Raw genomic sequence first — 19,697 nt, 5'->3', positions numbered from 1 at the left:
ATGAATATGCCATTATAAATAGAACCTCTTTTTATTAGAAATTCAATTCACATTTTTTTATGATTTATCAAATATCATAAACTTTCTAAAAGACGTACTTTAGAATTTTCTTAAACCAACTAACATGTACCAACCTACCAAAAGAATATCCCTATTTTTATTTTTTAGTCTACTTACCTCATTATTCATTACATCTTGTTCAAGCTCTAAAAATAAATTCTCGAAAAAAGATGTAAAACGATCACAGAAATTAATAGGTCTAAATTTTGACAAGCAATATATAGATACATTATACCCCTATTTACAGCGGAATAAAAAAGGTTTTGATTCTCTAAGAAAATATACACTAGATTACGATGTAGTGCCAGCGGTTAGATTTGACCCGCTACCTATGAACTTTACGCCAAAACCACAAAACGGATTCCCAGAATGGGAAATACCAGATAATGTAGCGCTTCCTTCTAAAAAGGCAGACCTTGCTTTTTATTCCATACCTCAACTGGCATCGCTTATCAAAAACAAAAAAATAAGTTCTATAGAATTGACAGAGTTCTTTATTGGTCGGTTAAAAAAATACAACCCTATTTTAGAATGTACCATTACCATAACAGAAGAAATGGCTATTGAGCAAGCTAAAAAAATGGATACCGAACTGGCTGCAGGAAACTACCGCGGAATTCTACATGGTATTCCTTACGGTGTAAAAGACTTAATGGCAGTGGAAGGCTACAAAACTACATGGGGTGCTGAACCTTACCGTAATCAGCAAATTGAAAAGACCGCTAGTGTGGTTCAAAAATTACAGGATGCAGGCGGAGTACTAGTAGCAAAATTAGTATCAGGTTCTCTTGCTCGTGGTGATGTTTGGTTTGATGGAAAAACTAAAAATCCGTGGGATACTACGCAAGGTGCTTCAGGATCTTCAGCAGGTTCTGGATCGGCAACATCTGCAGGCTTGGTTCCTTATGCATTAGGTACCGAAACATTAGGCTCTATTTTATCACCCAGTACCAGAAACGGAATTACAGGTTTACGACCTACGTACGGCAGAGTTAGCAGACATGGAGTGATGAGTTTAAGCTGGTCTATGGACAAAGTTGGACCAATGGCAAGAAGCGCTGAAGATTGCGCTATTGTATATAGTGTTATTACAGGAAAAGACCCTAAAGACGGAATGACCACTAATTACCCTGACGGATTTGATCCTAACAAAGATTACAAATCCCTACGTATTGGATATTTAAAAAAAGACATAGAAAAAGATTCTTCGGATAGTAAAGCAAATTTGGATAAGGCAATTGAAACTTTTAAGGAAATGGGACTTACACTTAACGAAGTGGAATTACCAAAAGACGTACCCTACAACAGTTTTGATGTAATATTAAGAGCTGAAGCGGGAGCATTTTTCGACGATATGGTTCGTGCCGAAGAAGTGGATAAAATGGTAGAGCAAACTCAACGTTCTAGAGCAAATTCTTTACGACAAGCACGTTTTATACCAGCGGTGGAATACATACAAGCAAACAGACAACGACAAGTGCTCATTGAAAAAATGCAGACCATCATGAAAGATTATGATGTTTTAATTTCACCAAGTTCTGGGAATAGGTTATCGATTACGACGAATCTAACCGGTCACCCGGCAATTTCAATCCCTACTGGATTGGATGAAAAGAAACACCCAACAAGTATTACTCTTGTCTCTAATTTATATGATGAAGCAAGTATTCTTTTATTAGCTAAAGCTTTTCAAGACCAAACCGAATTTGACGAAATGCATCCTGAAGGGTATACGGATTAGTGGCAGGTTGTTGGTTGTTAGTTGTTAGTTGTTAGTTGTTAGAATATAAAATTTTAAGTTAAGTCAGAGAACTTTTATCAACAAAAGGTTCATGAAAATCTCATTAAAACACATAAGTTCTCGACTGCGCTCGAAGTGACATTTTATATATTTCAAGACTAAATCTTTCTTCCGTCTAGAAGGTTGATGATTCTTGAACCGTATGCTGCATTCTTTTCAGAGTGTGTTACTTGAATAATGGTCACCCCATCTTCTTCATTTAACTTCTTAAAAAGCTGCATAATCTCTTCGCTTTGTTGAGAATTTAGATTCCCCGTTGGTTCATCTGCCAATATCAGTTTTGGGTTTGCAATGAGTGCACGCGCCACACCAACCAATTGTTGCTGCCCACCACTCAACTGTGTGGGAAACAAATCTTTTTTACCTACAATATTGAATCTATCCAACATATCGGCTACTAATGCTTTGCGCTCAGAGCTTTTTATTTTCTTATACAGTAAAGGCATTTCTAGATTTTCTTCTACCGTTAAATCATCTAACAAGTGATATGATTGAAATACGAAACCGATATACTCCTTATATAAATTAGAACGATACTTCTCTTTTAAAGTATGAACCGATTCGTTCAAGAAATCATACTCCCCTTCATCAAACGTATCTAGCATACCAATCACATTAAGCAATGTGGATTTCCCTGATCCCGACGGACCCATGATCGATATGAATTCGCCTTCTTGTACTTCTAGATTAATATCCTTCAGCAAAAAAATACGTTGACCGCCCTGCTGAACCCATTTGAAAATATTTCTTAATTGTAATAACATTTTTTATACTGAATTTGTTGGTTAGTGAAATAGTGTATTAGTGGTTGTTGATTAGCAATATTAGAAATTATTCGGTTCTTAGACTTTTTACTGGATTTGCCGCTGCAGCCTTCATGGTTCTGGCACCTACTGTCAATAGTGCAATTAAGGCAGCCAATAATCCTGCACCTACAAAAAACCAGATACTTAACGGTACCCTAAATGCATAATCTTGTAACCATTTATCTAACGCGAACCAAGCTATTGGCGCGCCTATAATGAACGCTATGCCTACCAACTTTAAAAAATCTTTGGTCAATAATATGGTTATTGATGATGTACTTGCGCCAATTACTTTACGTACGCCAATTTCTTTTGTTCGTTGGGCAACAACCAATAACGACATGGCAAACAAACCGATACAGCTCAATACAATACCCAAAACAGAACCAGCGGTAATAATTGTAGCCATAGACTTCTCTTTTTTAAAGGTTCTATCTATATTCTCATCTATAAACGAACCTAAAAATTCTGCATTCGGCTCTACTTTATGCCAGGCATTTTTAATGGCATCAAAAGAACTTGCCATATCTGCCGGTGCAACTTTTATGTAGGCATAATACAAATCATAATTTTTGTCGAGAAAAAAAGTAAGCGGCTCTATGCTTTTACTAATATCTTGATGATTATAATTTTTTAATACACCAATAACATTATAGGCTACGGAATCTTCATCGAAATATATTCTTGTTGAAAGCGGATTATCTTCTTCATTCAGCTCTTTCACCATAGCTTCATTAATTACCATACTTAAACTATCTGCACTGTATTCCCTACTGAACATTCGTCCTTCTAACAACTGAATATCCAAAGTCTTTGCATAATCATAATCCACATTAAGCACATTACTATTTACTATTCTGCCTTTATGCTCAAAACCAAACTTACTAATAGACATGCTGCCATCTCTACCCCTCCCCAAGTTATTATCAGACCCTGTTACGCTTAAAATATTGTTATTTCCGCGAAGCTCATTTCTCATAAGTTCTATTACGCGGTAACTGTCTTTCTTACCATTTAACGGTATAGAAACCACTTGTTCTTTATTAAATCCAAGATTTTTATTGCGCATAAACTGCAATTGTCCTTGAAAAACCAACGTACCTGTTATCAAAACGATTGCAATTACAAACTGCACTACTATCAACGCATTGCGCACTCCGTTTTTTCCCAAATCCCATTTGCCTTTCAGAGCTTTTAGTGTGTTTAGCTTACTTAAAAGTAATGCCGGGTAACCACCTGTAAACAAGGTTACTATTAGAATCCCCAATAAAAAGCTACCCAAAATAGCAGGCGTTATTAAATTCTGAAAAGTAGCATCTGTATTAAAGAGTGTTTTATAGGGACCAATCAATAAATTAGAGAGTATTAGCGCCAAGACTATCGCAATGGCGAACACCATTAAACTCTCTAACCAAAATTGACCAAAAAGTTGTCCTTTTACGGCGCCAAGGGTTTTTCTCATACCTATTTCCTTAAGGCGTTTTTCACCCAAGGCAATATTCATGTTCACAAAATTGGCACAGGCAATAAAAATGATCAAAAAGGCGATGCCTAATATCATATAAGGAAATGTTCTTTTTATTTGCAGTACGCCCGAATTAAAATTTGCGAAACGTTTGTCCGTATAAGGCAATAAATTAAGTTGACTGTAATTACCGTTTACATCTGGCTGTGCCCCATCACGCTTCATATTATTCATTTGCTCTTCTTTGTGCAAAAGAGTAAACGCTACCGTACTTTCTTCAAACTGAGATTTAGAAACCCCGTCAGCCAATTGAAGGTAAACTGGGTGATTTTGAGAATCCCAATCATCTGTATATTCTTTATAATCCCAATGGCTTTCAAATGGTATTGCAATATCAAAACTGACACTACTATTATCTGGTAAGCTTTTTAAAATACTGGAAACCGTAAAAGGTTTTTCTTCTTTGCCTATTAGAATTCTTACGGTTTTTCCAATACCATCAGTAGTGCCAAATAGCTTTTTAGAAGCTTTTTCTGTAAGAGATACTGAGTTTTGATCAGGCATTGGTTTATTAGTATCCCCCAAAAGTGTAGGGAAACTAAAAATTGAAAAATAGTCGGCATCTACAAATTCTGCATCTAAATTAAAATCGTTATCGCCATACGACACAAGCGCATTTTCACTCAATGCCCTTGATATTTGTTTTACACCTGGCACCTCTTCTTTTAAAGCAGGAGCAAAAGGCACCGGATTAGCTGTAGAAATATCAGAACCTTTTGGAGTCTGATTGGTATAGTACACTTGATAGACCGACTCTTTATTTTCATGAAATTGGTCATAAGACAACTCGAACAACGCTGTCATCGTCAATAACAGTGCAACCGCAAATGCCAAGGTCAATCCCACAATATTTGCTGCAGTGAACACCTTATTTTTCAATAAGTTTCGATAAGCGACTTTTATATAATTCTTAAACATGTTTTGATTTTTGTTTTGATTGATTGATGACTTTTATATTACTCCGTTCGTAAACTCTTTACCGGGTTTGCCCTTGCAGCTTTAATGGCTTGCATACCTAAAGTAAATGCGGTTATGCATAATGCAATACAGCCCGATAGGGCAAACATCCACCATTGAATTGATATACTGTATGCAAAACCGCCCAACCAAGCATTCATCATATACCACGCAACGGGAAATGCTACAATAGTTGCAATGCCTACTAAAATCATATAATCCTTTGAAAGTAACACTACAATTTTCAATACACTTGCCCCTAAAACTTTACGAATACCTATCTCTTTTATTCTTCTTTTTGCCATAAAGGAGATTAGACCGAACATACCTAGACATGAAATAAATATGGTAAGTAACGCTACCACATTTACGGTTTTCAACATACCGTCCATTAAACGGTATTGTCCGCTTACTTTTTCACCAAGGTTACTTTGTACATAATTTTTTCTAGAATCTATTTTAGAGAATGCTAAAGCAATCATATCCCTAACCTCTTTTTCTTTACCGTCAACTACTTTAACTGACAGGTAACGATGCTTCTCTAATTCGTCCTCGTTTCGATAATAATGAACCAAGGGTTCAACAGCATTTTGTAAGTCTTGATAATGAAAGTCTTCCATGACACCAACCACAGGATTGCCTATGAAGGCGTCATTTTTATATTTTAAACGCTTTCCTTCTATAGTCGTCCAACCAAAAGCGGCCATGGCACTACGATTTATGATTACAGGTCTTTCTTCACCATTATCCATTTCCCTATTAAAATCCCTACCTGTTACTAACGGAATCTTAAGTGTACTTAAATACCCCGCATCGGCAAAAGAACGACGAAGACGCACATCGGTATCCGTATTTGCATCATAAAATCGCGTGTAATTAAAGTAGTAATCTGACGGTATGGCTTGACTTGTAGCTACATTGGTTACATACGGATTTGCCTCTAAGTTATTTAAAAGCGCTTTAAAGCTAGACTTGGCAGCATCCATATCTTTAAAATCAAGGTCAATATTACCCACTATTACATGTTCTCTTTCAAAACCTAAATCAGCTTTTTTCATAAAACTGATCTGACTGTTTAGAATAACGGCAACACAAATAAATAGAATGGCTATGGCAAACTGAAAAATGATAAATGTATTTCGTAAAATAAAACTTCCCTTAGCACTATCTAACTTACCTTTTACTCCTTGAGAAACCGGCAAGGAAATAAACCGTAACGTTGGTAAAATACCAACTATCAACGTTACTACAACACCTAATAAAATAGCACCCAATATTACAGGGTAATCATTTGCCAAACTGAAATTAATCTCCCCAAAATCAGCTCCAAAAATATCATTCATTTTGGGTAGCAGGAAGCCAAAGAACAATCCGCCAGAAATTAATATGGAAAGTATTACCAAAATTCCGTTTTCTAAGCAAAACTGCGTAATCACTCCTTTTCCACTACCACCTAATATTTTACGTACTGCAATATCCTTAGTTCTACGATACATAGTAGAGGTATTCAAGTTCAGTAAGTTTACAAGTACCAGAAGGAGCACAAAAAATGATGTAGCTATATTTCCTGCAATTATAATTTCTACTACGGGTATAGAATCAATACGGACCTCAGCATGTGGTATTACCTCCATTCGTGAAATGACCGAAGGATCTTCATAATTTTCTCTTACCAGTTGACCTACACGCTTCTCAAATTCTAGAATATCAGCATCTTGACGTAGCTTCATAAATACCGGTGAAAAACTGTCATCCCAATTATCCTGATTTTTAAAACCTACATTATCCTTTAAAATCGTGTTGGGCATTAAAACATCTAATCTAAAAGAAGAGTAAGGACTTATTGGTTCTAATACCCCTGTAATTGTTAAGTTCAAAGTGTCTGCCGCAATTAAACTTTTACCCACGGGATTTTCTTCCCCAAACAATTGCTTACTTACCTTGTCGGTCAGAACAACTGAATACTTTTCATTTAGCGCAGTACTTTGGTTGCCATATTTTAAAGGCAGTGCGAAAACATCAAAAAATTCAGGATCGGCATATGTAGTTGTTTTCTGATATTCATTATCTCCTACCTCTAACCAAATATTACCCCAACCATGTAAATGCGTACCCGCAATTACTTCTGGCGAAGTGCTTTTTATCTTATCAAGTAATGGATATACCGCTTCATTGTAATCATTACCGTCTGCCAAATGTGTCTTTAGATAAAAAATCTGGTCTTGATCTGGTATCATATCATCTGCTATATAATAAGCATAAACCGAAAACATAAGCGTTAGCACACCACCAATACCAATACTTAACCCCAATAGATTCAATGAGGAGAGCATTCTATTTTTCCATAGATTCCTAAAGGATAGTTTTAGATGATTTCTTATCATTTTTTCAAATTATTCTGTTCGTAAACTCTTTACGGGGTTAGCCCTTGCAGCTTTTATGGCTTGAAAGCTAACTGTCGCAATAGTCACCAACATAGCACCAAGCATGGCAATGGCAAAAATCCACCATTTAAGTACTACCCTATACGGATATTCCTGTAGCCAACCGTTCATAATGAAGTAAGCTATAGGTACGGCAATAAAACAAGAGATCACCACTAGTTTTAAAAAGTCTTTAGAAAGCATGTTCCATACATTGAAAATAGATGCCCCTAGCACTTTGCGTACTCCTATTTCTTTCTTTCTTTGCTCTGCAACAAATGAGGTCAACCCAAATAATCCTAAACAACTTATTAGAATTGCCAGTGCCGTGAATACCCCAGAAAGGGTTCCTATACGTTCTTCAGAAGCAAATTTTTCTCCATATTCCCCATCTATAAAATCATACTCAAATGGTATGTCTGGAAAATGTTCCTTGAATACACTTTCTATGGTTGTAATATTCTGAGTTGCACTTTGATTTGGGTTTAATCGCATGTTGTAATAACTGGCATTATTATGCCTATCATACACATACACTCCTTGCTTTACCGGTTCATAAGGAGACTGGGTAATCATATCTTGAACAACACCTATAATTTTCAATGGCGGATTGGGGTCTTCTTCATCATCATCTCGTAACAACTGCCCTACAGGATTCTCCATACCCAAATATTTCTTTGCCGTTTCATTGATCAACACCCCTAAAGAATCGGTTGCAAAATCCCTTGAAAAGTCACGCCCCTCTAAAATTTTAAGATTCAATGATTTAGCGTACTCTGGTGATACTTCTGTCCAAGCTAAATCTTCTTGAAATCCTTCCGGTTTGCCTTCCCATGTAAAACCGCCTCTGTTAGACCATATTTGGGTAGTGGGACTACTAGAAGTCGACATTTCCACTACTGCTCCCGATCCTATAAATTCAGCTCGCATTAAATCATACTTGCCCACAAAATCTTGACTGAACGTCGGTATTTGAATCAATCCTTCCTTATCATACCCAACAGGTCTATTTTTTGCAAAATTGATTTGCTGCATTACAATCACCGTACCTATAATAAAAGCTACCGAGACCGTAAACTGTATTACAACCAATATTTTTCTTGGCAACCCTGCGTACTTTCCGGTTTTGAAGGTACCCTTAAGCACATCTACCGGTTTAAAAGATGATAGGTATAGAGCCGGGTAGCTACCTGCCAACAAGGAAGTAAACACTATAAATAGCAATGACACTAACCAAAACATACCATTATCCCACGGAAAGGATATTTCTTTTCTAGATAGCTCATTAAATCCGTTTAAAGAAAGTAATACCAATAACATGGCCACAATAAATGCAAATAGCACCACGATGAAGGATTCACTTAAAAACTGATAGATCAGCTGACCTCTCTGCGATCCGATTGATTTGCGAATACCTACTTCTTTACCTCGTTTCTCTGACCGTGCAGTACTCAAATTCATAAAATTGATACATGCCAATAACAACACAAATGCACCAATAACACCAAAGAGCCAAACATACTTTATGCGTCCACCTTCTTGCTTTCCGTTTTCGAAACTGCTGCGCAAATACCAGTCTTTCATAGGAAACAGAAATATCTGCGGATTAAACTGAGCCGTATCTTCGTTTAAATCTTTTTTTACGTTTTTTATTCTATCCGTTACTTGTGCAATAGTAGTGTTATCTGCTAACTCCACGAACATTTGAAAGGAGTTGTTCCCCCACTGATCCTCTGCGTTCTTAATCCACTCATTAACTGCCAAATACTTCTCCCAAGGAATAATAAATTCTGTATCGTTAAAGGAATTATTTACCGGTATATCACTATAAACCGCGCTTACATTTAGCTTATGTTCGTTGCTAACGGTTACCGTTTTACCTATTGGGTCTTCATTACCGAACAATGCCTCTGTCGTTGATGCCGATAACATAATGGAGTTGATTTCCCGTAGCGCATCTTGTTCTCCCTTAATAATTTCCAGGCCAAAAAGCTCAGGTCCATTCTGTTGCATGTAATTACCTGGTCTAGATATACTCTTTTCACCATATTTCAAATAATGGTCATTGGTCCATGAACACATGACCAAATGCTTAAAATTATCACCGTAACCATCTCTTAAGGCTTTCTCCAAAGGTCTTGGTATGGCAGGTCCGGTTCCTGTTTCGCCATTAAAGGTTTGCGATTGAAAAACTTGGGCAATACGCTCTTTGTTCTTAAAGTAGCTATTATACGATAGCTCATCTTGGATCCAAAGCCCAATAATTAAAGTTACTGCCATACCTAGGGCAAGTCCGCCCACATTTATAACAGTATACCCCTTGTTCTTGAGTAGATTTCGCCAAGCAACTTTTAAATAGTTCTTAAACATGATAGTTCGTTTTTTGATTGATGATTAGTTGATGCTAAACATTGATTGATTGATGACCATAAATTTGAACCTAAATTCATGCCATACTACTAATTTACTATATATCAAATAGTTACAATAAAACACATAAACTAGTGTGTAAAATAATTAGACAACTGATGTACAATATATTTACAAAGACCACTTAAAAATGAGAATGTTACACCAATTTCAATCAACGAAAAACGAAGTTTAATTTATCATTTTCAACTATTACTCTGAACGTAAACTTTTTACCGGGTTTGCTACTGCAGATTTTAATGATTGTAATCCTACAGTTAAAAAGGTAATGATTATTACAAGTGCACCACTTGCTAAAAAAACCCAAAATTTAATTTCTATGCGATACGTAAAACCTTCTAACCATCTAGAAATAAGGTAATAGGCAATAGGTGATGCCAACACAAAAGCAATAAGTACCAGTTTAATAAAGTCTTTCGTAAGTAATTTAATTACAGACTGCACACTTGCACCCAAAACTTTACGAACACCTATTTCTTTTTTCTTTTGCTCAGCTACATATGAGATAAGTCCAAATAAGCCCAAACAGCTTATAAAAATTGCCAAAATGGTAAACCCTACCGAGATAATCCCTAATCGTTTTTCTTCTTCGTATAACTTTTCTATTTCTTTATCTACAAATCGATAATCAAAAGGAATGTTACTTAAGGTAGATTTCCATTTTTGCTCCAAACCTTGTAGTAATTGACCATAGTTTTCTGTGTTTGCCTTAATAAACAACCAGTCAGGTTCGGTTTCCTTATGCAAGAACAAAGGTTGAATCTCTTCTTTTAACGAAGCAAAATGATAATTTTTCACCACACCAATAATTCGTAATTCGTCAATTTCATCGCCATAACTTTTCATCAAAGTAGCACTTAGCGCGTTTTCTATGTCAATATTAAAAGCCTTTAGCGTAGCCTCGTTGACTATGATCTGGTCTACTGTATCGGCAGCATTAAAATCCCTACCTTTCAACAATTCTATACCCATGGTATTGAAATAGCCATCGCTTACGCCATTACGCTTTACCACTGTTTTATTCTCCTTGTTTCCACCAGGCAAGTAAAATCCGTTATCCGCCAAAATAATCTCCGATGGCGAATAATTTCCGCTAGCCACTTTCAATACGCCCGGTACTTTTAAAAATGATGCTTTTAAAGATTCAAACTTAGTTGACGATTCTTCGGCCCTATTCGTAATGCTAAGAGATTATCTTTTTTATAACCTAGGTCTTTGCTTTGGGTATATTTGAATTGTTGGGCCATTATAATTACCGTAGTTATTAAACATATAGAAATTACAAATTGAAATACCACCAAAGCTTTTCTAAACGTACCACTACCAGATCGTAAAATAGCCGAACTTTTTAATGCGCTCACCGGCTTTATAGAAGATAGAACAATTGCAGGATAAACACCGGAAGCCAAACCTGTAACAACACCTATCGCCAATAATATTACCACAATCTGCCATTGGTATAAGCTTGTATAGGTCAATGTTTCCTGTGTTATTCCATTTACAAATGGCAAAGACAATATAACTATTGGAATACTGATCAACATGGCGAATATGGATAGTAACAACGACTCGCCTAAAAATTGCCTCATTAATGTATTTTTACCTGCGCCAACTACTTTTCTAATCCCAATTTCACGTGCCCTTTTACTAGCCCTGGCCGTACTTAGATTTATAAAATTAATACATGCCACCAATTGGATAAAAAACGCCAAACTCAATAAAAAGTAAAGGTATGTGCTATTAGATACAACGTCTAGCTGATTTTTTCTACCATTGGAGTATAAGTGGATATCCGTAACTTTTGTAAGCTCTAGCGTCTTACTGCTCATACCGGCATCTTTTAAATCTTGCCCTCCTCTATCTTCCATAAATTGAGGTAATTTTCGTTGTAGACCTAAACTACTACCATTTGAATTCAATTTTACATAACTATAGGCAAAATTATTGGTGGCAAAGCTTTGAAAATTCTGCACAAAAGTTCCCATACCCGGGGTACTCATGCTTACAATGTAACTAGGATTAAAATGCGTTTTATAAGCCTTTTCATCATAAACTCCTTTTACGGTAAGGATCAACGCACTTTCGCCACTGCCCCAAACTACGGTTTTGTCTAAAGAACTAGTATTACCGAATAACTTATCAGACATATAGGATGACAGCATCACCGTATTGGGCTCATCTAAAGCTGTTTTCTCATCACCTTCAAGTATTTTAAAATTGAATACTTTAAAAAAGGTTGAATCTGCTAAATACACTCTTGGTTCATAGTAAGCATCTTCGCTATTTACCGCTCTTATTAATGGACTATAAAATGCATCGGTCAACACCACTCTGGTTGCTTCTTCTACCTCGGCAAAATCATCTTTTAACGCAAATGCTATGGGTGGTGACGAGGTGGCGGAATCAAAAGATTCTTGACCGTCACGATCTATAATTGTCTCGACCCTATAAATAGATGCCGCCTCGTTATGGTGCTGATCATAACCCAACTGTTCAAAAACATATAGTAGAATTACCAAACAACTTACGGTACCCAGTGTTAGCCCTAATAAGTTGATGATAGTTTGCTGCTTGTTTTTCATTAAATTACGCCAAGCTATTTTTATATAATTCTTTAACATGATGTTCTTTTTGATTGATGAAGTTTAATGCTATGCTTACTCTGACCGTAAACTTTTTACCGGGTTTACAATTGCCGCCTTTATACTTTGGTAACTTACCGTTACAATTGCAACTACAATTGCCAATACTGCTGCAAGAGCAAAAATGCCGATACCGATTTCAATGCGATATGAGAAATCTTCTAACCACTTGTTCATGGCGAACCAACCTAGAGGTAAAGAAATGAGAATAGCTACACCCACCAATTTTAAGAAGTCTACCGTAAGCCGGTAAGATATTTGACTTACAGTAGCTCCCAACACTTTTCTAACACCGATTTCTTTTGTTCGTTTTTCGGCATTAAAGGCAGCTAATCCAAATAATCCCAAACAAGCAATAAAAATGGACAGCATAGTAAAAATGAAAAATATCTGACTCAGTTTTTGTTCCGCTTCATAAGTGGTATTAAAGGCTTCGTCCATAAAACGATAATCGAAAGGTTGCCCGGGTGCCATGGCGTTCCATGTATTTTCTATTGCTGAAATATTATCTACAAAGTTTCCACCGCTCATTCTTACCGCCATATTCTCGGCATCAGAATTAAGTTGTATTCCTAGTGCATCAATATTATTACGCAAAGATGTAAAATGAAAGTCTTTGACCACACCGATTATGGTATAGTAGGTAGGATTTTCAAGTTCTATTTCTTCTGATATGCGCATACCTAAAGCCTCTTCTGCGGTGACATTTATAATAGGCAACGTAGCTTCATTTATGATCATAGCCGTAGAATCTGATGCATATTGCGGATTAAAATCTCGCCCAGCAACTATTTCCATTTCCATCGTTTTTAAGTAATCTGAATCTACTTTCCATTCTTGCATTTGAATGGCATATTCTTGACTTCTTGCACCTTCTTCAAAGAACGAACTATTTGACCTCCAAGATGGCGTTGGATAGTAATCACTCAACGTAGCGCTTTCCACAAAACCCATGGCAGCAATTTGTTCTTTAAAAGCTTTAGTCTTAGATCCTAGCGCCCCTATTTCGTTAATTAAAAGCACCCGATCTTTGGAAAAACCCAAATCTTTGTTCTGTATATAATTTAATTGTTGAAATACTACCAAAGTGCTTACAATCAGAAATACCGAAATTGAAAATTGAAATATGACCAAAGCATTACGCACCCTACCATTACCTACACTTTCTGCACTACTACCTTTTAAACTTTTAACAGCAGTAAATCTTGACATGAAAAATGCAGGATAACTGCCTGAAAATAATCCAAGTAAAAAGGTTGCCCCCAATAACGCCAACCAGAATAAGGGCTGAGTAAACGGAATAGCAATTGATTTACCTGTGAAACTATTGAAAAAAGGCAATGCTATCATTGAAATGATTAGTGCCGCTAACAAAGACACAAATGCTATTAAACCTGATTCTGTTAAAAACTGAAAAACCAGATTCATTTTATTGGACCCTAAAGTCTTTCTAACTCCAACTTCTTTGGCTCTCTTTAAAGAATGTGCCGTAGACAAGTTCATAAAATTAACGCTTGCCAAAATAATCAAGAACAATGCTATGAAGGAAAGAATATAAATATTTTGAATACTGCTCGTTGCATTCATTTCCGTATCTCTATCAGAATACAAATGAATATCGATCAAGGGCATGGTATGGTACCGAATGTAATTACCGGATGCCGCAAACGACTCTGCCGTCATACCCGGAAAATACTTTTGTGACCATGGTAACATATACCTTTCTAACATCTCTTGCAAGGGCTCTTGAAAATCTTCAACCTTGGCTCCCGGTATTAGCTTTATAAATGTAAAATAGTTATTGCCGCCCCAATTGTCTTCTCTAGATGCTACATTGCCCGCCATTGCCAAAAACACACTATAGTCATTGAAATAGGAATTTTGGGGCATGTCTTCAATCACTCCAGTTACCGTATAAGTATCGGTATTGTCCAACAGTAAATTTTGACCAATAACATCTGTATCACCAAAATGTTTCTCTGCTGCACTTTTGGTCAAGACTAACGAGTTGGTGCCGGTCAACGCCGTTTTAGCATTACCTGCGAGCAACTCTATCCCAAAAAAATCGAACATTGTAGAATCGGCGAAGGCTATATGGTTTTCTTTGGCACTTCTGTTTCCCCCAACTTTCTTTACATAAGCACTACCTATGGTTCTAAAACGCACTGAAGCTTCTACCTGCGGATAGTCCCTTTTTAAGGTTTCCGCCATTGGTGCGGCAGCTTCACCTGCCTTCATTTCAGCTCCACCAAATTTTATATCTGCATCTATACGATAAATTCTATCTGCATCGGCAAACATTTTATCATAACTAAGCTCGTCATAAATGTACAGTGATATTATTAATGCTCCTGCCATACCAATGGCTAGTCCGAATGTATTTAGAAAAGTAAAAAAGGCTTGCTTTTTTAAGCTTCTCCAGGCGATTTTTAAATAGTTTTTAAACATGGTTCTCGTTTTTTTCCTCCCCCTAACCCCTCCAAAGGAGGGGGAATGGCTTGGTGATTATTATTTACTCTCTTCCCTTAGGGAAGGGCTGGGGATGGGATTTTACTCTGTTCGTAAACTCTTTACAGGATTTACCCTAGCTGCATTGAACGCTTGAAAACTAATGGTCAATAATGCAATAAAAACGGCGACTATTGCAGCTATGACGAACGCCCAAGCATTAATAGAAATACGATAGGCAAAACCTTCTAACCAGTTTTGCATTAATAACCATGCTATTGGGGTGGCTATAATAATCGCCATAAACACCAACTGCATAAAGTCTTTGGATAATAAAGTTACAATGCCCGTAATACTAGAACCTAAAACTTTACGTACCCCAATTTCTTTTCTACGCTGATCTGCGGTAAAGGCAGATAGCCCGAATAAACCTAGGCAAGAAATCAATATGGCCAGAAGCGCAAATATTTGAGAAAGGTTCCCTATTAATTTTTCACTTTTAAACTTAGCATCATAAGTGTCATCTACAAATTCATACTCAAAAGGAAATGCAGGGTTAAACTTTTTCAACGCCGTTTCCATACTTGTTAATGCTGCTGTTGTTGCTACGCCAGACTTCGTCTTTACATACATAAAACGAGCTTGGCTTGGGTCATTAAAAAATATGACCGGATCACTAGATCCATACATATCACCATAGACATAATCTTTTACGACTCCAATAACAGGGTAATCATCTTCTATGGTTTTACCTACAGGACTGCCGCTACCCATTAATTTTGCGAAAGATTCACTTACAATTATATTGACACTGTCTTGAGCGGGATTATTACTGAATCCCCTACCTTCAATTATCTCCAATCCAGCAGTGTTGAAAAAATCTGCTGTAATATCACGTACAGAAACCAAAACGTCTTCAGTATCCACACCACCTTGCCAACTTAATCCTGATGTATTATTTCCGCCTGATAAAATATCAGAATTAATGAGTCCGATGCTTTCAATCATTCCAGAAGACTTCATATTTTCTTCAATAGGTTTGAAGTTTTTAATAATATCTCCGGTTACGGGAATCTTCACTAGGTTCTCTTTATTGTAACCCAAATCGCGCCCTTTTACATATTGTACTTGTTGGTAGACGATAATGGTACAAATGATAAATACGATGGAAACTACAAATTGTGTAGCTACTAATCCTTTTCTAATAAATGTTGCGCTCCCTTTTGTTTTGCGTGCTCCTTTCAACACATCTACAGGTTTAAAAGAAGACAAGTAGAACGCCGGATACCAGCCCGCAACAATACCACAAACCAGTGTTATGCCGATCAAGGTTAAAATATGAGTAGTATTGTACAAACTAAAGTCTAGTTGTTTATCTATCATCATATTAAACTGTGGCACCAGTAATTTTAATAACAGAATACTCAATACGGCAGATAAAGCGGCAGTTATTATCGCCTCTGCCATAAACTGAGAAATCAATCCTTTTCTACCCGACCCCAACACCTTGCGGACTCCGACTTCATTTGCTCTTTTTTCACTTCTAGCGGTAGCCAAATTCATAAAGTTGATGCAGGCTATTAATAAAATAATAATGGCAATAAGACTAAACAGCCTTACATAAGTTATTTGCCCTCCTATATTTTTACCTCCTTCAAAGGCTGACCTTAAATGCCAGTCTTTCATAGAAAATAAAAATGCTATGGTTTCGTCATCTTCCGTTTTCATAGGAAGTATGGCTTTCACTTTATTATTGACAACATCAAAATTTGCTTCTGAAGAAAGCTCTACAAAAGTGTCTGAAAAATTGGCTCCATATTCTTTTACCCATTCATTATCCTTTGCAAAGCGCTCAAAAGGGACAACCCAATCAAAACTGTAGGTTACATTGTGTGGTAAATCTTCATAAACTCCTGAAACAGTATAACTTGTTTCGTTATTTATTTTAATTACTTTATTAATTGCAGAAGTATTCTCACCAAATAACTGGCTAGCCGTCTCTTGTGAGATAACAATGGCATCTACTTCATTAAAAGCGGTTTCTAAATTACCTTCTACAAATGAGAGACTGAACATGCTTAAAAAATCTGGGTCTGCATATCGCCCAAATTTATTGATAGAAGTTTCTCCTACCTGAAATAAAAAATCTTCACCTTTTGTTCTTGCTGACCCAACTATACCTGGCACCTCTTCTTTTAAAACCTCTGCTAACGGACCGGGAGTTGCTTGAAAAAATGTACGCCATTCTCCTTCGTATTGTTGATTGGTGGGCACATAATATACCACATCTTGCTTCTCAAAATTAGCATCATACCCAACCTCATCTTCTACCCAAAGCAAAATCATGGCAGCACAGGTAATGCCAATTGCCAATCCAAAAATATTGAGTAGACTATACCCTTTATTCTTCCAAAGGTTTCTCCAAGCGATTTTGATATAGTTTTTGAACATGATTTTTGTTTTTTTCCTCCCCCTAACCCCCTCCGAAGGAGGGGGAATGGTTTGGTGATTGATTGATGAATAAACTCTTTTTTACCCCCTTCGGGGGTATGGGGGCTCTACATCATAGCTCCGATTGCCCTGTTCTGACTTTCAGTTACTATTTGACCGTCGAATAGGTTGACCACTCTATGCGCATAGTGCGAATCTCTATCTGAGTGTGTTACCATAACTATGGTGGTTCCCTCTTGGTTTAATTCGGTTAATAGGTTCATTACCTCTATTCCGTTTTTGGAATCTAGATTACCTGTTGGCTCATCTGCCAGTATTAATTTAGGATTTGTTACTACCGCTCTTGAAATAGCTACACGTTGCTGCTGACCACCTGATAGTTGCTGTGGAAAATGCTTTTCTCTATGTGCTATTTTCATACGCTCCAATACTTTCATTACTTTTTCTTTACGCTCTGCTTTACCCATTTTTAAGTAGATTAGCGGTAGCTCTACATTTTCAAAAACAGTAAGTTCATCTATCAAATTAAAGCTTTGGAATACGAAGCCTAGATTTCCTTTTCGTAGTTGGGTACGTTCGCTTTCTTTTAATCCGCCTACTTCATTGCCCGCAAAATTGTAACTGCCTTCCGTAGGGTTGTCTAACATACCAATGATATTCAACAATGTAGACTTACCACAACCAGACGGTCCCATAATGGCAACAAATTCTCCATCTTCTACTTTTAGGTTGACACTGTTCAATGCCAAAGTTTCTACTTCTTCTGTTCTAAAACTTTTTTTAAGGTTGGTAATAGTTATCATGTTCCTGCTATTTTGATTGTTATAATGACACTGAGTTTCCCCAAATGTGACAGTTTTGTTTATTTTAATACTATTCTCTCGGCTTCTCCGAAATTATCATAGTTACTTGTAATTACTTTTTCTCCAGGTTCCAAGCCTTCCAATACTTCATAGTATCTAGAATTCTGCTTTCCTATTCTTATATTTCTTTTTATTGCTTCTCCGCCATCAGCATTCACAACAAAAATCCATTGTCCGCCAGTGCTTTGAAAAAAGCTTCCTTTTGGTAATAAAAGTGCATCGTTAGATTCTCCCAATTGTAATTTAATATTGTAGCTCTGACCTGAACGAATGGTCTCTGGTTTGTTATCGGTAAACACTAAATCTACTTTAAACCTACCGTTTCTTACCTCAGGATATACCTTTCGTAATCGCAATGGAAATTCGGTACCGTTACGCTCTAAAACCGCAACCAAATCTCTTTTAACCCTATCAATATAGTGCTCATCTATTTCCGCTTCGATCTTATAATCAGTAAGAACATTTATCTGTCCTATTCGCTGACCTTGTGAAATGCTCTGTCCAATTTCGGCATCCAAAAATCCTAATTGACCATCCGCAGGGGCACGTACATTTAAGTGGTCCAACCTCTGGTACACCATACCCAATGTTTTCTGCATACGTGCCAAATCGGTATCTAAACCTCTTAATGATGTTTCTCTTAATTCATCATCTTGCTCGGTCTGTAGCTTTACAATTTCATGCTGTTTTTGTGACAACTCATAGTTCTCTTTAGATAATTGAAATGCTTCCCTAGAAATTAATTCATCATCGAACAAGGCTTTGTTCTGCTCATAATTTCGTTTTAAACGTTGTAAATCTGTACTCACGGTAGCTAATGACCTTCTACCTTCTACTTGCCTAGAGTCGAAATTTAATTTGGTAGAACGTAAATCGTTTTGCTTTAAAGCCAAGTTACTTTCACTTGCTAAAATCTGCTCGTACAAATTCATGTTTTCCAACTTCAAGATGATATCGCCTTTCTTTACCATAGCACCTTCTTCAATCAATTTCTCGCTTACACGACCACCTTCATAGGCATCCATATAAATGGTGGCTATTGGCGCAACACTACCGTTAATAGTAATATAATCATCAAATTTGCCTGCAGAAACCTCAGCGATTGAAAGCTTATCTTTTTCTGTTCTAAAAGTTGAAACAGAACTAGAAAACAATAGCTGATATCCAACAAATAATAGTAACACACCTAATGCGATGTAGCCGAAGTGTTTTGGCTTGAGTCCTTTTTTCTTTTCTAATTTTATATCCATGTTAATTCGTTGTTCGTTGTTCGTTGTTCGTGGTCCTTTAT

11 protein-coding genes are annotated in these 19,697 nt (G+C 36.7%); 1 reads left to right on the top strand and 10 read right to left on the bottom strand.

Annotated features, from left to right (window positions below; all coding sequences use genetic code 11):
- The first annotated feature begins 124 nt into the window (after positions 1 to 124).
- Complete coding sequence (locus tag SJY30_RS16240) at positions 125 to 1,801, top strand: amidase (protein ID WP_396633173.1); 1,677 nt, start codon at positions 125 to 127, stop codon at positions 1,799 to 1,801.
- 158 nt (positions 1,802 to 1,959) lie between these two features.
- Here the strand turns inward: SJY30_RS16240 and SJY30_RS16235 are convergent, their stop codons facing one another.
- From SJY30_RS16235 to SJY30_RS16190, 10 genes are all read right to left on the bottom strand, one after another.
- Positions 1,960 to 2,625 (bottom strand): ABC transporter ATP-binding protein, encoded by a 666-nt coding sequence (locus tag SJY30_RS16235; protein WP_396633172.1) that lies wholly within the window; start codon positions 2,623 to 2,625, stop codon positions 1,960 to 1,962.
- Positions 2,626 to 2,692: 67 nt separating this feature from the next.
- On the bottom strand, positions 2,693 to 5,110 hold the full coding sequence (locus tag SJY30_RS16230; protein ID WP_396633171.1) for an FtsX-like permease family protein: 2,418 nt from the start codon (positions 5,108 to 5,110) through the stop codon (positions 2,693 to 2,695).
- A 38-nt stretch (positions 5,111 to 5,148) separates the two neighbouring features.
- A complete protein-coding gene (locus tag SJY30_RS16225; RefSeq protein ID WP_396633170.1) occupies positions 5,149 to 7,533 on the bottom strand; it encodes an ABC transporter permease in 2,385 nt (794 codons plus the stop codon).
- Positions 7,534 to 7,542: 9 nt separating this feature from the next.
- On the bottom strand, positions 7,543 to 9,942 hold the full coding sequence (locus SJY30_RS16220; RefSeq protein WP_396633169.1) for an ABC transporter permease: 2,400 nt from the start codon (positions 9,940 to 9,942) through the stop codon (positions 7,543 to 7,545).
- 252 nt (positions 9,943 to 10,194) lie between these two features.
- Positions 10,195 to 11,103 carry an ABC transporter permease gene (locus tag SJY30_RS16215; protein ID WP_396633168.1) on the bottom strand — a complete coding sequence of 303 codons (909 nt, stop codon included), beginning with the start codon at positions 11,101 to 11,103 and terminating at the stop codon, positions 10,195 to 10,197.
- Between the two features lie 35 nt (positions 11,104 to 11,138).
- Positions 11,139 to 12,623 (bottom strand): ABC transporter permease, encoded by a 1,485-nt coding sequence (locus SJY30_RS16210; RefSeq protein WP_396633167.1) that lies wholly within the window; start codon positions 12,621 to 12,623, stop codon positions 11,139 to 11,141.
- Positions 12,624 to 12,659: 36 nt separating this feature from the next.
- Complete coding sequence (locus SJY30_RS16205; protein WP_396633166.1) at positions 12,660 to 15,092, bottom strand: ABC transporter permease; 2,433 nt, start codon at positions 15,090 to 15,092, stop codon at positions 12,660 to 12,662.
- A gap of 102 nt (positions 15,093 to 15,194) precedes the next feature.
- Positions 15,195 to 17,543, bottom strand: a complete 2,349-nt coding sequence (locus SJY30_RS16200; protein WP_396633165.1) for an ABC transporter permease — start codon at positions 17,541 to 17,543, stop codon at positions 15,195 to 15,197.
- Positions 17,544 to 17,650: 107 nt separating this feature from the next.
- Entirely contained in the window at positions 17,651 to 18,346 is a 696-nt protein-coding gene (locus tag SJY30_RS16195) for an ABC transporter ATP-binding protein (RefSeq protein WP_058104953.1), read from the bottom strand.
- A 59-nt stretch (positions 18,347 to 18,405) separates the two neighbouring features.
- A complete protein-coding gene (locus SJY30_RS16190; RefSeq protein ID WP_396633164.1) occupies positions 18,406 to 19,656 on the bottom strand; it encodes an efflux RND transporter periplasmic adaptor subunit in 1,251 nt (416 codons plus the stop codon).
- Positions 19,657 to 19,697 lie beyond the last annotated feature (41 nt).

It is taken from the genome of Maribacter sp. R86514, assembly GCF_044597005.1.
GTDB lineage: Bacteria > Bacteroidota > Bacteroidia > Flavobacteriales > Flavobacteriaceae > Maribacter.
The sequence above is the reverse complement of the archived record's forward strand: the minus strand, read 5'-3'. Positions and strand labels throughout refer to the sequence as shown.

Excerpts from the sequence above, each read along its gene's own strand:
- SJY30_RS16240 (WP_396633173.1), top strand. The coding sequence starts at position 125 with ATGTACCAACCTACCAAAAGAATATCCCTATTTTTATTTTTTAGTCTA.
- SJY30_RS16235 (WP_396633172.1), bottom strand. The coding sequence starts at position 2,625 with ATGTTATTACAATTAAGAAATATTTTCAAATGGGTTCAGCAGGGCGGT.
- SJY30_RS16230 (WP_396633171.1), bottom strand. The coding sequence starts at position 5,110 with ATGTTTAAGAATTATATAAAAGTCGCTTATCGAAACTTATTGAAAAAT.
- SJY30_RS16225 (WP_396633170.1), bottom strand. The coding sequence starts at position 7,533 with ATGATAAGAAATCATCTAAAACTATCCTTTAGGAATCTATGGAAAAAT.
- SJY30_RS16220 (WP_396633169.1), bottom strand. The coding sequence starts at position 9,942 with ATGTTTAAGAACTATTTAAAAGTTGCTTGGCGAAATCTACTCAAGAAC.
- SJY30_RS16210 (WP_396633167.1), bottom strand. The coding sequence starts at position 12,623 with ATGTTAAAGAATTATATAAAAATAGCTTGGCGTAATTTAATGAAAAAC.
- SJY30_RS16205 (WP_396633166.1), bottom strand. The coding sequence starts at position 15,092 with ATGTTTAAAAACTATTTAAAAATCGCCTGGAGAAGCTTAAAAAAGCAA.
- SJY30_RS16200 (WP_396633165.1), bottom strand. The coding sequence starts at position 17,543 with ATGTTCAAAAACTATATCAAAATCGCTTGGAGAAACCTTTGGAAGAAT.
- SJY30_RS16195 (WP_058104953.1), bottom strand. The coding sequence starts at position 18,346 with ATGATAACTATTACCAACCTTAAAAAAAGTTTTAGAACAGAAGAAGTA.
- SJY30_RS16190 (WP_396633164.1), bottom strand. The coding sequence starts at position 19,656 with ATGGATATAAAATTAGAAAAGAAAAAAGGACTCAAGCCAAAACACTTC.